The organism is Pseudoduganella sp. GW821-FHT12E03 (genome assembly GCF_058807115.1).
This window is the reverse complement of sequence record NZ_JBXAQJ010000009.1, coordinates 232,833-247,390: the sequence shown is the minus strand read 5'-3', so window position 1 is coordinate 247,390 and position 14,558 is coordinate 232,833. Positions and strand designations below refer to the sequence as shown.

Annotated in this window: 17 protein-coding genes; 14 read left to right on the top strand and 3 right to left on the bottom strand. The window is 61.5% G+C overall.

Annotated features, from left to right (window positions below):
• The first annotated feature begins 279 nt into the window (after positions 1-279).
• The 10 genes from truA to AC1RRC_RS23095 all read left to right on the top strand — a co-directional run bounded on the left by truA (position 280) and on the right by AC1RRC_RS23095 (position 11,237).
• On the top strand, positions 280-1,095 hold the full coding sequence (gene truA, locus AC1RRC_RS23140; RefSeq protein WP_493057885.1) for a tRNA pseudouridine(38-40) synthase TruA: 816 nt from the start codon (positions 280-282) through the stop codon (positions 1,093-1,095).
• A gap of 15 nt (positions 1,096-1,110) precedes the next feature.
• Positions 1,111-1,770, top strand: a complete 660-nt coding sequence (locus tag AC1RRC_RS23135; RefSeq protein WP_493057884.1) for a phosphoribosylanthranilate isomerase — start codon at positions 1,111-1,113, stop codon at positions 1,768-1,770.
• A gap of 55 nt (positions 1,771-1,825) precedes the next feature.
• A complete protein-coding gene (gene trpB / locus AC1RRC_RS23130) occupies positions 1,826-3,070 on the top strand; it encodes a tryptophan synthase subunit beta (RefSeq protein ID WP_493057883.1) in 1,245 nt (414 codons plus the stop codon).
• A 47-nt stretch (positions 3,071-3,117) separates the two neighbouring features.
• Positions 3,118-3,915, top strand: coding sequence for a tryptophan synthase subunit alpha (gene trpA, locus AC1RRC_RS23125; RefSeq protein ID WP_493057882.1), 798 nt, complete (start codon positions 3,118-3,120; stop codon positions 3,913-3,915).
• Positions 3,916-4,193: 278 nt separating this feature from the next.
• Complete coding sequence (accD, locus tag AC1RRC_RS23120) at positions 4,194-5,066, top strand: acetyl-CoA carboxylase, carboxyltransferase subunit beta (protein WP_493057881.1); 873 nt, start codon at positions 4,194-4,196, stop codon at positions 5,064-5,066.
• Between the two features lie 98 nt (positions 5,067-5,164).
• Complete coding sequence (folC, locus tag AC1RRC_RS23115; protein ID WP_493057880.1) at positions 5,165-6,454, top strand: bifunctional tetrahydrofolate synthase/dihydrofolate synthase; 1,290 nt, start codon at positions 5,165-5,167, stop codon at positions 6,452-6,454.
• A gap of 30 nt (positions 6,455-6,484) precedes the next feature.
• Positions 6,485-7,705 carry an SPOR domain-containing protein gene (locus AC1RRC_RS23110; protein ID WP_493057879.1) on the top strand — a complete coding sequence of 407 codons (1,221 nt, stop codon included), beginning with the start codon at positions 6,485-6,487 and terminating at the stop codon, positions 7,703-7,705.
• 51 nt (positions 7,706-7,756) lie between these two features.
• Entirely contained in the window at positions 7,757-8,287 is a 531-nt protein-coding gene (locus AC1RRC_RS23105) for a CvpA family protein (protein WP_493058018.1), read from the top strand.
• An 84-nt stretch (positions 8,288-8,371) separates the two neighbouring features.
• Complete coding sequence (purF, locus tag AC1RRC_RS23100; RefSeq protein WP_493057878.1) at positions 8,372-9,895, top strand: amidophosphoribosyltransferase; 1,524 nt, start codon at positions 8,372-8,374, stop codon at positions 9,893-9,895.
• 97 nt (positions 9,896-9,992) lie between these two features.
• Entirely contained in the window at positions 9,993-11,237 is a 1,245-nt protein-coding gene (locus AC1RRC_RS23095; RefSeq protein WP_493057877.1) for a cystathionine gamma-synthase family protein, read from the top strand.
• Between the two features lie 40 nt (positions 11,238-11,277).
• Here the strand turns inward: AC1RRC_RS23095 and AC1RRC_RS23090 are convergent, their stop codons facing one another.
• Genes AC1RRC_RS23090 through lexA form a run of 3 tightly spaced genes read right to left on the bottom strand, consistent with a single transcriptional unit; the run spans position 11,278 to position 12,811 of the window.
• Positions 11,278-11,475, bottom strand: a complete 198-nt coding sequence (locus AC1RRC_RS23090; protein ID WP_493057876.1) for a helix-turn-helix domain-containing protein — start codon at positions 11,473-11,475, stop codon at positions 11,278-11,280.
• 44 nt (positions 11,476-11,519) lie between these two features.
• Entirely contained in the window at positions 11,520-12,146 is a 627-nt protein-coding gene (locus AC1RRC_RS23085; RefSeq protein WP_493057875.1) for a glutathione S-transferase family protein, read from the bottom strand.
• Positions 12,146-12,811, bottom strand: coding sequence for a transcriptional repressor LexA (gene lexA, locus AC1RRC_RS23080; RefSeq protein WP_493057874.1), 666 nt, complete (start codon positions 12,809-12,811; stop codon positions 12,146-12,148). The genes AC1RRC_RS23085 and lexA overlap by 1 nt, the downstream gene beginning before the upstream one ends.
• Positions 12,812-13,060: 249 nt before the next feature.
• Between lexA and rpsF the strand changes: the two genes are divergently transcribed.
• From rpsF to rplI, 4 genes are read left to right on the top strand one after another with little or no spacing between them, the layout of a single operon-like run.
• Positions 13,061-13,438, top strand: a complete 378-nt coding sequence (rpsF, locus tag AC1RRC_RS23075) for a 30S ribosomal protein S6 (protein ID WP_154379095.1) — start codon at positions 13,061-13,063, stop codon at positions 13,436-13,438.
• Between the two features lie 19 nt (positions 13,439-13,457).
• A complete protein-coding gene (gene priB / locus AC1RRC_RS23070) occupies positions 13,458-13,763 on the top strand; it encodes a primosomal replication protein N (RefSeq protein ID WP_493058017.1) in 306 nt (101 codons plus the stop codon).
• Between the two features lies 1 nt (position 13,764).
• A complete protein-coding gene (gene rpsR, locus AC1RRC_RS23065; protein ID WP_154373712.1) occupies positions 13,765-14,055 on the top strand; it encodes a 30S ribosomal protein S18 in 291 nt (96 codons plus the stop codon).
• 31 nt (positions 14,056-14,086) lie between these two features.
• Positions 14,087-14,539, top strand: coding sequence for a 50S ribosomal protein L9 (gene rplI / locus AC1RRC_RS23060; RefSeq protein ID WP_493057873.1), 453 nt, complete (start codon positions 14,087-14,089; stop codon positions 14,537-14,539).
• Positions 14,540-14,558 lie beyond the last annotated feature (19 nt).

Genomic DNA, 14,558 nt, shown 5'->3' with positions numbered 1-14,558 from the left:
GTCAGGCGTGCATTCGTGCATAAAATCCGTGGGGCCAGGCGTGCATTCGTGCACATTCTTCATAGTGGAAAGTGGTGGAGGCGGTGCATTGTCGGCCAGCCGGGCTGGCTTGCGAACTAACCGGGCTCGTCAGTCAGAAGCGAGCACCCGTGCGGTTTGCCGGCCAAATGAATGCACGAATGCACGCCTGACCCCAACGGGTGGATGCATCAACGCACGCCTGACCCCGGGGGGACCTGCGGGTATAATGCGGCGATCCCCATTTACCATGAGCAGCCATTGAAACGCATCGCACTCGGCGTCCAGTATGACGGCCAGGCCTGGCAAGGCTATCAAACCCAACCCAGCGGCCATACCGTGCAAGACCAGTTGGAGGCGGCCATCGAGCGTTTTGCCACCGTGCGGCTGGGCACCACGTGCGCCGGGCGGACCGATGCGGGCGTGCATGCGCTGGGCCAAGTGGTGCATTTCGATACCGGCATCCAGCGCGAAATGCACGCCTGGGTGCGCGGCATCAACGCCTTCCTGCCGCCGTCGATCGGGGTGCGCTGGGCCAGGGAAATCCATGACGTGGTGCCGGACGAGCGCCATATCGAGGGCGACTTCCATGCGCGCTTTTCGGCCCGCTCACGCACCTATCACTACCTGCTGCACAACCACCAGGTGCGCTCGCCGCTGCTGGCGGGACGCGCCGGTTTTTGCCACCGTCCGCTCGACGTGGAGCGCATGCGCGCCGCCGTCCCGGCGCTGCTCGGCGAACACGATTTCACCACCTTCCGCGCCGCTTATTGCCAGGCCAAAACGCCGGTGAAAATCATGCATGAAATTAATATTGAACGGCATGGCGAATTAGTGGTGTTCACTTTGCGCGCCAGCGCCTTCCTGCACCACATGGTGCGCAACCTGGTGGGTTCGCTGGTGTATATCGGGCAGGGCCGGGAGCAGCCGGAATGGCTGGGCCAATTGCTGGCGGCCAAGGACCGTACCCTGGCCGCGCCGACCTTCATGCCGGACGGCCTGTACCTGGCCGATATTGAATATGACGACAAGTGGGGCATACCGCGCGAAACCGGCCGCCCGCTGCCGTGGTTTTGACAAGGAACCGAGCACATGCAACGCACCCGTATCAAGATTTGCGGCCTGACCCGTCCGGAAGACGTGGCCGCGGTGGCCGCCGCCGGCGTGGATGCCGCCGGCTTCGTGTTTTACCCGAACAGCCCGCGCTATGTGACGCCGCTGCAAGCCGGCGAGTTAATCGCAGGCATGCCGCCGTTCATGACCGCCACCGGCCTGTTCGTCAATGCCACGCCGGATGAGGTGGCCGCCACCGTCAAAGCAGCGCGCGTGACCTTGCTGCAATTCCACGGCGATGAAAGCGCCGACCAGTGCGCCCAAGCGGCCGAGGCCGCCAATACCCGCTATTTGCGGGTATTCCGGGTCAAACCTGACACGCATCAAGATGAACTGCTAGAATATGAGCGGATTTGCCGTGCCTCCAGCCCGCTGTTTGCGGGTTTGCTGCTCGATACCTGGGTGGATGCGTACGGCGGAGCAGGAAAGGTTTTCGATTGGTCTCTCGTCCCAAAAGATCTCGCGCATCGGGCCGTTTTAAGTGGTGGCTTGAGCGTACGCAACGCGACTGGCGCGGTGGCGCAGCTACGCCCTTACGCGGTTGACATCTCCAGCGGTGTCGAAGCGTCCAAGGGCATCAAAGATCCCGAGCGGATCGCCGCCTTTGTGCGCGCGGTCCGCGCAGCCGACGCAATGTAGTGGCGCCTGACCCAAGCGGTTGCCGGCGCCACGCCAAGAGAAAGTGACCTACGCCATGACCACGCCATCCAACGCGAACGCCGCCCCATTGTTCCACGCGGCCGACTACGAACTGCCCGACCCGTCCGGCCACTTCGGCCCTTACGGCGGTTCCTTCGCCGCAGAAACCCTGACTTACGCGCTGTCCGAACTGAAGGAAGCGTACGCCAAATACAGCCAGGACCCGGCCTTCCTGGAAGAATTTCGCTACGAACTGAAGCACTTCGTCGGCCGCCCATCGCCGATTTACCATGCGAAACGCTGGTCCGAACAGATGGGCGGCGCGCAGATTTACTTCAAGCGCGAAGACTTGAACCACACCGGCGCGCACAAGATCAACAACGTGATCGGCCAGGCCTTGCTGGCCAAGCGCATGGGCAAGCCGCGCATCATCGCGGAAACCGGCGCCGGCCAGCACGGCGTCGCCACCGCCACCATTTGCGCCCGCTTCGGCCTCGAGTGCGTGGTGTACATGGGCAGTGAAGACGTCAAGCGCCAGGCGCAAAACGTGTACCGCATGAAGTTGCTGGGCGCGACCGTGGTGCCGGTGGAGTCCGGTTCCAAGACCCTCAAGGATGCGCTCAACGAAGCCATGCGCGACTGGGTCACCAACATTGAAAACACCTTCTATATCATCGGCACCGTGGCCGGTCCGCACCCGTACCCGATGCTGGTGCGCGACTTCCAGTCGGTGATCGGCGAAGAGTGCCTGGTGCAGATGCCGGAACTGGCGGGCCGCCAGCCTGATTACGTGGTGGCGTGTATCGGCGGCGGTTCCAACGCCATGGGGATTTTCTATCCCTACATCGACCAGAAGCAGGTGCAGCTGATCGGCGTGGAAGCGGCCGGCGAAGGACTCGACACCGACAAGCACGCGGCCTCGCTGACCAAGGGCTATCCGGGCGTGCTGCACGGTAACCGCACCTACCTGCTGCAGGATGAAAACGGCCAGATCATCGATACCCACTCGGTCTCGGCCGGCCTCGACTATCCAGGCGTGGGCCCGGAGCACGCGTACCTGAAAGACAGCGGCCGCGCGCAATATGTGTCGATCACCGATGACGAAGCGCTGCAGGCCTTCCACGACAGCTGCCATATCGAAGGCATCATCCCGGCGCTGGAATCGTCGCATGCGCTGGCCTATGCCGCCAAGCTGGCGGCCACCCTGCCGAAAGACAAGATCGTGCTGGCCAACCTGTCGGGCCGTGGCGACAAGGACATGCATACGGTGGCGGAGCGGATGGGCATGAAATTCGGTTAAGCGCCGAGCCCTTCATCGTCCTTCACTCATTCGATAGAAAGAACATCATGTCCCGTATCGCCCCTACCTTTGCAGCACTGAAAGAGCAAAACAAAACCGCGCTGGTCACCTTCATCACCGGTGGCGACCCCGCCCCTGAACTGACCGTCCCCCTGATGCACGCCTTGGTCGCCGGTGGCGCCGACGTGCTGGAACTCGGTGTGCCGTTTTCCGACCCGATGGCCGAAGGCCCGGTGATCCAGCGCGCCTGCGAACGCGCGCTGGCGCTGGGCGTCACCATGCGCGACGTGTTCGGCTATGTCCGTGAATTCCGCCAGACCAACCAGACCACGCCGGTGGTGCTGATGGGTTACGCCAACCCGATCGAGCGTATGGGCTGGGATGCCTTTGTCAGCGCCTCGAAAGCAGCCGGCGCCGATGGCGCCATCGTGGTCGATTACCCGCCGGAGGAATGCGAAGAATTCGCCGCGAAAATGCGCGCGGCCGAACTCGACGTGATCTTCCTGCTGGCGCCGACCTCGACCGAAGAACGCGTGCAGCAAGTGGCCAAGGTTGGCGGCGGCTTCAGCTATTACGTGTCGCTGAAAGGCGTGACCGGCGCCGGTAATATCGACACGGCGGACGTGGCGGCGCGCCTGGAAGGCATCCGCAAGCACGTCAAGCTGCCGATCGGCGTCGGTTTCGGCATCCGCGACGGCGCCACGGCGCGTGCCGTGGCCGAGGTGGCGGACGCGGTCGTGATTGGCAGCCGCATCATTCAAGAGATTGAAAACACACCGAAAGAGGGCGTGGTGGCCGCCGTGCAAGCGTTTACGCAAGGCATCCGCACGGCGCTGGACGCGTAAATCCCGGCACGGGCGCGGTATAAAATCTCACGCCCGTGCTGAGAATTGCAAGTTTTGAATGTTCGACATGGCAAGCTAAAACGGCTACACTTCCGCCACTCAAGTTGATGCACGCTGTTTACTGATATGTGGATGCCCGGCCTAAAGGCCCTGCACCCATGTTGTCTGGATCTGTAGTGAGGGTGTTCTGGCAACATTGCCGCCCTTGCATAACAGCCCCGGCCGGGCGGTTTTTCCGCAGGCGGGGCCATGTCCGTTCAGGACCATAGGAGAGATATATGAGCTGGTTGGAAAAACTGCTGCCGCCGCGCATTCAACGCAACGAAGCCGCCGCACGCAAGACCATGCCGGAAGGCCTGTGGGTCAAATGCCCATCCTGCGAAGCGGTACTGTACCGTACCGACCTGGAATCGAATCTGCACGTTTGTCCGAAGTGCGATCACCACATGCGGATCCGCGCCCGCGAGCGCCTGGACGCCTTGCTGGACGCCGAAGGCCGCTATGAAATCGGCCAGGAAACGCTGCCGGTCGATACGCTGAAATTCAAAGACAGCAAAAAATACCCGGACCGCCTGAAGCAGGCGATGGAAGCCACCGGTGAAACCGATGCGCTGATCGCCATGGGCGGCGCCATCATGAGCTTGCCGGTGGTGGTGGCCTGCTTTGAATTTGAATTCATGGGTGGTTCCATGGGTTCCGTGGTGGGTGAGCGATTTGCCCGTGGTGCGCAAATCGCGCTGGAACAGAAAGTGCCGTTCATCTGCATCACCGCCACCGGCGGCGCCCGCATGCAGGAAGGCTTGCTGTCGCTGATGCAGATGGCGAAAACCACCGCCATGCTGACCAAGCTGTCGGAGAAAAAACTGCCGTTCATCAGTGTGCTGACCGACCCGACCATGGGCGGCGTGTCGGCCTCGTTCGCCTTCATGGGCGACGTCGTGATGGCCGAACCGAAAGCCCTGATCGGCTTTGCCGGTCCGCGCGTGATTGAAAACACCGTGCGTGAAAAACTGCCGGAAGGCTTCCAGCGCGCTGAATTCCTGGTGCAAAAAGGCGCCGTCGACATGATCGTCGACCGCCGCCAGATGCGCGAAGAAATCGCCCGCCTGCTGGCCCTGCTGCAAAACCAGGCAGCCGAAGTCATCGCCTGAAGTCCCATGTAATGCGCGCTTGATGCATTGCCAGCGCGGCGGAGTTACAATCCGCCGCGTTTTGTTTTTCCGCCTGCCGTATCCCCAGGAACTCCACCATGTCGACACTCCCCACCACCTTGCCGGCCTGGCTGGCGCTGATCGAATCGCGCCACGCCGTCACTGAAATCAACATGGGCCTGGACCGCGTGCGCGCCGTCAAGGAGCGCATGCAGCTGCAGTTTTCGTGCCCCGTCATCATGGTGGCCGGCACCAATGGCAAGGGTTCCACCTGCGCCATGCTGGAGTCGATGCTGCTCACGGCGGGCTATAAAGTCGGCCTGTACATCAAGCCGCATTTCCTCGACTTCAACGAGCGCGCCCGCCTGAATGGCGACCTCGCCACCGATGACCAACTGGTGGCCAGCTTCAATGTGGTGGAAGCCGCCCGTGGCGACACCATGCTGACGTATTTCGAATTCACCACCCTGGCGATCATGCACTTGATGGCCAATGCGGGACTCGACGTGGCGATCCTCGAAGTGGGCCTGGGCGGCCGCCTCGACGCCGTCAATGTGATCGACGCCGATGTGTCGATTGTCACCAGCGTCGACATCGACCACGTGGATTACCTGGGCGGCACCCGGGAACAGATCGGCTTTGAAAAGGCCGGTATTTTCCGCACCGGCAAACCGGCGATCTGCAGCGATCCGGTGCCACCGCAGGCGCTGATCGACTACGCCACGGAAATCGGCGCCGACCTGTGGCTGATGGGCCGCGATTTCAATTACTCGGGCGACAAGCAGCAGTGGAATTACGGCGGCCGTGGCATGCGCCGCAATGCGCTGGCGTATCCGAGCCTGCGCGGCGCCAACCAGCTGCTCAACGCCTCGGCCGCGCTGGCCGCGCTGGAAGCGCTGAAAAACGTGCTGCCGACCGGCGCGCAAGATGTGCGCACCGGCCTGGTCACGGTGGAATTGCCGGGCCGCTTCCAGGTCTTGCCGGGCCGCCCGACCGTGATCCTGGATGTGGCGCACAACCCGCACGCCGCCGCCGGCCTGAACCAGAACCTCGGCAACATGGGGTATCACGCGTACACCTACGCGGTGTTTGGCTCGATGCACGACAAGGATATCGATGGCGTGATTGCCGCGATGTCCGAACACGTGGACCACTGGTGCCTGACGAACCTGCCTTCGCCGCGCGCCGCCACGGCGTCCGAACTGGCCGCCAAAGTGCAGGCGATCCAGCCGGAACGCGACGCGCGCACCATCAACATATTCGACGATCCGGTCCAGGCGTTTACAAATGCCATGAGCCGGGCCACCGAGAATGATAGAATTGTGGTCTTTGGATCGTTTTACACGGTTGCCGGCGTCATGGCAGCGCGCAAAAACGCTCTGCACTGAAGAATTGATTGTCTGATATCGAATTGACGCATGGGCTTGTTCTCGAAACTCTCCAAAAACAAGCAGGAAGCCGCCAGTCAGGACAGCGGCTACTATAGCAAGGCCGATGACCAGGCCGTGCTGGAGCGGGCCAGGTCCAAACGCGCTGCCGGCGCGGACGGTCCTGCGGCCCGCCGTTCCCGTTCCGGCGATGATCCGGCCCTGCCGGAAAAGAAGCGCGCCCGCCGCCGTCTGGTCGGCGCCGTGGCGTTGGCGCTGGGCGTGGCCATCGGTTTGCCGATGTTGCTCGATTCCGAACCCAAACCGCTGGCATCCGATATCGCGATCCAGATTCCCTCGAAAGACAAGATGGCTGAGGCGGCTGCCGCTGCCCAGTCTGGCGCCGGCAGGGGCGTGCCCGATGCCGCCGCGCTCGACAAGAATGAGGAAATCGTCGATGCGCCGGCTCCGGTCAAGCCTGCCGCCGCACCGGCGCCGGCCGCCGCGACACCCGCCGCCACCCATGCCGCCACGCCAGCCGCAACGCCCGCCGTCACCTCGGGCGCCAGCCCGGCCGCAACCGCCGCCGTGACGGCGCCCGCCACGGCCAAGCCAGTCACGCCGGCCGCGCCGGTGGCCATGGCGGCGAATCCAGCCAATCATCCCGCCGCCGCGCCGGCCGTCAAGCCGGTGCACGCCGAGCCGCTTGCGGCGCCGGTCAAGGATCCCGCCAGGGAAGCCGCGGCCAAAGCCGCCGCCGACAAGCTGGCGCTGGACGCCAAGCTCGCGAAAGAACACAAGGCGCAGGAACTGAAAGACGCGAAAGACCGCGCGGACGCGAAAGCGAAGGCGGAGCACGAGCAAAAACTGGCCGATGCGAAAGTGGAAGCCAAGGCCAAAGCGGAAGCGGAGGCGAAAGCCGCCAAAGCCAGGCTGGAACAGGAACAAAAACTGGCCAAGGCCAAGGCGGACGACGCCAAGCAGGTGAAACCCGACGACAGCGCCCGCGCCATGGCGATCCTGGAAGACAAGCCGTCCGATACCCGCTATATGGTGCAGGTGGCGGCCGTGGCGTCGCAGGAAAAAGTCGATGAATTGCAAGCCAAGTTGAAAGAAGCCGGGATCAAGTCGTTTACGCAAAAGGTCAATACCGCAGGTGGCGGTTCGCTGACCCGGATCCGGGTGGGCCCGTTTTCCAGCAAGGATGAAGCGGAAAAAGTCCGTGCCAAGCTCAGCAAGATTGGCTTGAGCAGCAGCCTGGCCACCTCGTAACACGGCAGGTGCAGCGTGATACAGGATGGTGCGGCAGCGATGTTTGGTGAATTGACCCTGTTCGATTACCTGGTGATCTTTGTCTTGCTGGCGTCGGTCATCATCAGCACTTTGCGCGGACTGGTGCGGGAAATGGTGTCGCTGGCCGGCTGGATGGTGGCGTTTGTGGCCGCCAATGCCTATAGCGCCCAGTTGGCGCAATGGTTGCCGGACGTGGTCCCGGGAGAGGTGGTGCGGCTGATCCTGGCATTTATCGCGCTGTTTATCGGCGTGCGATTACTGACGGGATTGTTCGGGATGGCAATCGATGCATTGATCAAGGCGGGCGGTCTGACCATGGCCGACCGTGGCCTGGGCAGTTTGTTCGGCCTCGGGCGCGGCCTTGTGATTGTGCTGGCCGCCGTCATATTGTGTGGGATGACGTCGATCCCGCAGCAGGATTTCTGGAAGAAGGCACTGTTGAGTCCGTACGCGGAGACCGGAGTGCGCACTGTCAAACCCTTCTTGCCCGCAGCGCTAGCGCAGCATGTGCAATTTAGCCACATGGATGCCGGGCCTTCAGGCCGGGCATCCACAGAATAAGCAACGTGGGTGCCGGGCCTTCAGGCCGGGCATCCACATAACAGTATTCGTTAAATCCGCAGTACCAAGTCCAGGAGCACTACCATGTGTGGCATCGTCGGCGTCGTTTCCCACCAACCCGTCAATCAATTGCTGTATGACGCGCTGCTGCTGTTGCAGCACCGCGGCCAGGATGCAGCAGGCATCGCAACCAACCACAGCAGCATGTTTTCCATGCACAAGGCCAACGGCCTGGTGCGTGACGTCTTCCGCACCCGCAACATGCGCTCGCTGGCCGGCAATTCCGGCATCGGCCACTGCCGCTATCCGACCGCCGGTTCGTCGAGCGAAGAGGAAGCGCAGCCGTTCTACGTGAACGCGCCGTTCGGCATCACCCTGGCGCACAACGGCAACCTCACCAACTGGGAACAGTTGAAAGAGGAAATGTTCAAGAATGACCGCCGCCACATCAACACGGATTCCGATTCGGAAGTGCTGTTGAACGTGCTGGCGCACGAAATCCATAAAGCCACCAGCGGCCTGGTGCTGGATCCGGAAGCGATCTTCAAGGCGGTCCAGGTGCTGATGCGCCGTGTGCGCGGCGGCTATGCCGCCGTGGCGCAAATCGCCGGCGTCGGCTTGCTGGCGTTCCGCGACCCGAACGGTATCCGTCCATTGTGCCTGGGCATCAATGAAACCGAGCAGGGCGCCGAATACATGATCGCCTCGGAATCCGTGGCGCTCGAAGGCATGGGCTTCCGCTTCGTGCGCGATGTGGCGCCGGGCGAAGCGTTGTTCATCGACGCCGACAAGCAGCTGCACGCGCAGCAGTGCGCCGACAACCCAACCTTGCAGCCGTGCGTGTTTGAATTCGTCTACCTGGCCCGTCCGGACTCGGTGATCGATGGCGCCTCGGTGTATGCGACCCGCCTGAAAATGGGCGAATACCTGGCTGACAAGATCAAGCGTGAAATTCCGGAAGGCGAAATCGACGTGGTGATGCCGATCCCGGATTCGTCCCGTCCGGCCGCGATCCAGCTGGCGCTGCGCCTGGGCGTGGAATACCGCGAAGGCTTCATCAAGAACCGCTATATCGGCCGTACCTTCATCATGCCGGGCCAGGCTGCGCGCCGCAAATCCGTGCGCCAGAAACTGAACGCGATCGGCGATGAATTCAAGGGCAAGAACGTGCTGCTGGTGGACGACTCCATCGTGCGCGGCACCACGTCGCGTGAAATCGTGCAAATGGCGCGCGATTCCGGCGCCAAGAAAGTCATCTTCGCGTCCGCCGCGCCACCAGTGCTGTACCCGAACGTGTACGGCATCGACATGCCGACCCGCGACGAACTGATCGCCCACGGCCGCACGGTGGAAGAAGTGTGCAAGGAAATCACCGCCGATTACCTGGTGTACCAAGATATCGACGCGCTGAAAAAAGCGATTTCCGACGTCAACCCCAACCTCACCAGCTTCGAAGCCTCGTGCTTCGACGGCGTGTATATCACCGGCGACGTGTCGCCGGATTACCTGGACAAGCTGGAGCATGCCCGCCACAACCCCAAAAAGGCAGTGGTGGAAGACGCGGCCCGCACCCAGTTGAACTTGAACGCGGCCACCACCGAAGGGTGATGCTGGCCTGACTCAAGCCCGGATGCGTTCCGGGCTTTTTAATTTTAGCGACGGGTGCCGGGCCACTTCCCTTGGCCGGGCATCCGCACCTCAGACCATGACTGAAAAGAAAACTTACGGCTTTACCACCACCATCCTGCACAACGACCGCCAAAAGCCCATCGAGCACGGTTCGCTGCACAAGCCGGTGCACACCTCGGTGACGTTCGGCTATGCCGATGCGCGCCAGCTGGCGTCGGTGTTCCAGGGCAAGGAACCGGGCTTCCGCTATGGCCGCCAGGGCAATCCGACCGTCTCCGCGCTCGAAGACAAAGTCAGCAAGATGGAGCAGGGCATTGCGACGCTATGCTTCGCCACTGGCATGGGCGCGATCGGCGCCGTGTTCCAGGGCTTGCTGCGCGCGGGCGACCACGTGGTGTCGTCTTCTTTCCTGTTCGGTAACACCAACTCGCTGTGGCAAACCGTGGCCAGCCAGGGCGTGGCGGTCGACTTTGTCGACGCCACCGACGTGAGTAACGTTGAAGCGGCTTTGACCCCGGACACCCGCATCGTGTTCGTGGAAACCATCGCCAACCCGCGCACGCAAGTGGCGGATTTGAAGCGCATTGGCGAGCTGTGCAAGGCACGCGGCATCCTGTACATCGTCGACAACACGATGACGACGCCGTACCTGTTCGCGCCGAAAGCCGTGGGCGCCGGCCTGGTGGTCAATTCGCTGACCAAGTCGATCGGCGGCCACGGCGCGGCGCTGGGCGGCGCGCTGACCGATACCGGCGAATACGACTGGACGAAGTTCCCGAACATTTACGAGAACTATAAAAAAGCCGCGCCGGTGCAATGGGGCATCACGCAAATCCGCGCCAAGGGATTACGGGACTTCGGCGCCTCGCTGGGTCCGGAAGCGGCGCACCACATCGCGCTGGGCGCGGAAACACTGGCCCTGCGCATGGAACGCACCTGCGCCAATGCGCTGGCGCTGGCGCAATTGCTGGAAGCCGACGACCGCGTGGCCGCCGTGTATTACCCCGGCCTGGCATCGCACCCGCAGCATGGCGTGACGTCGGAACTGTTCCGCGCGGCGGGTTCGCTGCTGAGCTTTGAGCTGAAAGACGGCATCGATTGCTTCGACTTCCTGAACAAGCTGAAACTGGCCGTGCCGGCGTCGAACCTGGGCGACACGCGCACCCTGATCATTCCCGTGTCGCACACGATCTTCTTTGAGATGGGGGCGGAACGCCGGGCCTCGATGGGAATCGCGGAATCGCTGATCCGGGTCTCGGTAGGAATTGAAGATACGGCGGATTTGCTGGCGGACTTCAGGGATGCGCTGGCGGCGTTTTGATGACATGCCGGGCGGCGCTTTGCCGCCGCTCACCGTAGTCTCAGAGGTTCAATAAGGCAGGTGCGATATTGAAAGCGCCTGTAATCTTTTCCCGCGTTGCTTTCCGAAGTTTGTCGCTGGCTTCCTGTTGCGCGTAGGCGGATTGGGAAATATCCAGGCGTTCCGCTACTTCCTGTTGCGTCAGTCCAAGATGCTCGCGCCATGCGCGCACGGGAGTCCAGTCATTCTTGACCATCATGCCGACCACTTCATGCGGGGTATGGTCGCCGTCGCGCAGGCGGCTTACCAGGGAGCGGCCCCTTCCATCTGATATGGATGCCGCCACCCCGGCAGCGAGGCGATCCGGTCCAGCCACGCCTGCACCCGTGGCGGATAGCTGACCTTGGCCTGCTCCGGCCAGAACAGGTAGCCGCAGATGGAAAAATCGGCGACCGTCAGCTGGTCATCGAGCAGGAACAGGCGGCCATCCGATAACTCGTCGTCCAGCCGCGCGATATCGGCATCGAAGCGATGGCGGAACCACTGCAGCACCGTGCCCGCGTAGGCGACCGGATCGAACTTTTGCCCATAGCGCAAATGCGCCATGGAAAAGCCGATGCGGTTGGCTTCCCAGAACAGCCATTCCCGCACGCGCTCGAGCCGCTGCCGCGACTCGCCGCCGTAGGCCTGTAAATGCTCGGCCAGGTGCAGCAGGATCGCGTTCGATTGCACATACGCCTGGCCGTCATGCACGAGCAACGGTACTTCGCCATATTTGGCCAGGCTGCGGAACGGCTCCGGCCGGTCCAGGCGGTCCAGCTTCAAGTCGATCTCTGTATAGCTGTGCGCAACCCCGGCCACTTCCATGGCCAGTTTGACCTTATAGCTGTGGCCGGACTCGCAATTGCCGTAAAGCTGGAACGCACTCATTAGTGCCAGGTCCGCAGCAAGCCCACCGCCAAGCCCTCCAGCGCGAACTCGTCGGCTTCCGGATTCACCGTGATGACCTTGAAGTCCGGGTTTTCCGGCAACAGTTCAATGGTGGAGCCGGTTTTGCGGTAGCGTTTGACGGTGACTTCGTTGCCGATGCGGGCCACCACCACTTGCCCGTTCTTGGCGCTGTCGACTTTTTTTACGGCCAGTAAATCGCCATCCATGATGCCGATGTCGCGCATTGATTCGCCGCGCACTTTCAGCAGGAAGTCCGGTTTGGCGGAAAACAGGGCCGGGTCGACGTTGTAGCTGGTTTCCAGGTTTTCCTGGGCCAGGATGGGCGAGCCGGCTGCCACGCGGCCGATCAGGGGCAGGGACAGCAAATTACTGACGGCCGCTGCCGCGGCGGCGGCGGCAGCACCGGCGGCCGCGCGCGCCGATTCCGCATGCGCGCCAAGCAGGCGGATGCCGCGCGAGGTGCCGGCGGCGATTTCAATCGCGCCTTTGCGCGCCAGCGCTTGTAAATGTTCTTCGGCCGCGTTGGCGGACTTGAAACCCAGTTCCGCCGCGATTTCCGCGCGGGTTGGAGGGAAGCCGGTGTTGTCGATGGCATCCTTGATCAGATTGAGAATTTGTTCCTGGCGTGCGGTGAGCTTGATCATGATGCGGGAGCTTATAAAAGCTGTGGATATAGACAGTCTGTATTTTTGTACAGTGTGACCGCTATTGCAAGGGTTTTTCGCTGTGCGGAACAAATTATTTTCATGGAGGGCGCTCCAGGGAATGGGTATGTGGCGCGTGACGTGATGTTGCGATTGCTCAGAAAGCAGGCTATAATCGAGGGCTTACCTCTTCCCACACCCGTCTTGACGCCGGGGTGGGCAATTATCACAGTCCTTAAGGGAGTTTTCATGCGTCACTATGAAATCGTATTTATCGTCCACCCGGACCAAAGCGAGCAAGTTCCTGCGATGATCGAACGTTACAAAGCCAGCGTGACCTCGCGCGGCGGTAACGTACACCGCGTGGAAGATTGGGGCCGCCGTCAAATGGCTTACTCGATCCAGAAACTGGCTAAAGCACACTACATCTGCCTGAACATCGAATGCGACAACGAGACCCTGGTCGAGTTGGAAACCGCCTTCAAATTCAATGATGCCGTGCTGCGTCACCTGACCGTGAAAATGAAGAAAGCGGAAACCGCTCCTTCGCCGATGATGAAATCGGTACAACGTGAAGACGCGGCCAAGAGCCATCGCGCCGAAGCCCAAGCTGCCGCTGCCGCCTAAGTACTGATCAGGAACCACACTGGATAACCAGCTTGTTGTAACCGCCCTGATCACCGAAAGGGATCTGGTCCGTTATACCCCCGCAGGACTGCCGATTGTGAATGCCACGTTGCAGCACAGTTCGCAGCAAACGGAAGCCGGCATACAGCGCCTGGCCGAGTTTGAGATCTCCGCTGTTGCAGCGGGTGAGATTTCAAGCCGGTTCAGCCAGGCGCCGCTCGGCGGGCTGTACCAGTTCAAGGGATTCCTGGCCAAGAAAAGCCGCAATAGCAAAAGCCTGGTGTTTCACATCATTGATTTTCGTTTATTAGATACAGGAGCCTAAAATGGCATTCGGTAAAAAGTTCGACAAAAACAAGCTCAAGCTGAAAGAAAAGCGCAAACAGCAAAACCCGCTGTTCAAGCGTAAGAAGTTCTGCCGCTTCACCGCCGCTAACGTTGAGCAAGTGGACTACAAAGACGTAGACACTCTGAAAGATTTCGTTCAGGAAAACGGCAAAATCATGCCAGCACGCCTGACCGGCACCAAAGCACACTACCAGCGTCAAGTTGACACCGCGATCAAACGCGCTCGCTACCTGGCCCTGCTGCCGTACACCGACCTGCACAACGCTTAATTGCGGCAGTCGATAGAATCTGGAGAATACTATGCAAATCATTCTGTTGGAAAAAGTTGTTAACGTCGGCAACCTGGGCGACGTGGTGAAAGTCAAAGACGGCTACGCACGTAACTTCCTGATCCCACAAAAGCTGGCTCGCCGTGCGACCACCGCTGCTGTGGCTGAATTCGAAGCCAAGCGCGCCGAACTGGAAAAAGCAGCTGCCGCCAAGCTGGCCGCTGCTCAAGCCCAAGGCGAAAAGCTGAACGGCATGACCGTGACCGTATCGCAGAAAGCCGGCGTTGACGGCCGTCTGTTCGGTTCCGTGACCAACTTCGACATCGCTGAAGCCCTGACCAAAGCAGGTTTCCCTGTTGAAAAAGCAGCTGTTCGCATGCCGAACGGCCCGCTGAAGGTCACCGGCGAGCACGCCGTGTCCGTAGCGCTGCACACCGACGTGGTGGTCGACGTGACCGTCGCCGTCGTTGGCGAAGCTGCTTAATATTTCCCCAAGGGAATAT

Excerpts from the sequence above, each read along its gene's own strand:
- AC1RRC_RS23135 (WP_493057884.1), top strand. The coding sequence starts at position 1,111 with ATGCAACGCACCCGTATCAAGATTTGCGGCCTGACCCGTCCGGAAGAC.
- trpB (WP_493057883.1), top strand. The coding sequence starts at position 1,826 with ATGACCACGCCATCCAACGCGAACGCCGCCCCATTGTTCCACGCGGCC.
- trpA (WP_493057882.1), top strand. The coding sequence starts at position 3,118 with ATGTCCCGTATCGCCCCTACCTTTGCAGCACTGAAAGAGCAAAACAAA.
- accD (WP_493057881.1), top strand. The coding sequence starts at position 4,194 with ATGAGCTGGTTGGAAAAACTGCTGCCGCCGCGCATTCAACGCAACGAA.
- folC (WP_493057880.1), top strand. The coding sequence starts at position 5,165 with ATGTCGACACTCCCCACCACCTTGCCGGCCTGGCTGGCGCTGATCGAA.
- AC1RRC_RS23110 (WP_493057879.1), top strand. The coding sequence starts at position 6,485 with ATGGGCTTGTTCTCGAAACTCTCCAAAAACAAGCAGGAAGCCGCCAGT.
- purF (WP_493057878.1), top strand. The coding sequence starts at position 8,372 with ATGTGTGGCATCGTCGGCGTCGTTTCCCACCAACCCGTCAATCAATTG.
- AC1RRC_RS23095 (WP_493057877.1), top strand. The coding sequence starts at position 9,993 with ATGACTGAAAAGAAAACTTACGGCTTTACCACCACCATCCTGCACAAC.
- AC1RRC_RS23090 (WP_493057876.1), bottom strand. The coding sequence starts at position 11,475 with ATGATGGTCAAGAATGACTGGACTCCCGTGCGCGCATGGCGCGAGCAT.
- AC1RRC_RS23085 (WP_493057875.1), bottom strand. The coding sequence starts at position 12,146 with ATGAGTGCGTTCCAGCTTTACGGCAATTGCGAGTCCGGCCACAGCTAT.
- lexA (WP_493057874.1), bottom strand. The coding sequence starts at position 12,811 with ATGATCAAGCTCACCGCACGCCAGGAACAAATTCTCAATCTGATCAAG.
- rpsF (WP_154379095.1), top strand. The coding sequence starts at position 13,061 with ATGCGTCACTATGAAATCGTATTTATCGTCCACCCGGACCAAAGCGAG.
- rpsR (WP_154373712.1), top strand. The coding sequence starts at position 13,765 with ATGGCATTCGGTAAAAAGTTCGACAAAAACAAGCTCAAGCTGAAAGAA.
- rplI (WP_493057873.1), top strand. The coding sequence starts at position 14,087 with ATGCAAATCATTCTGTTGGAAAAAGTTGTTAACGTCGGCAACCTGGGC.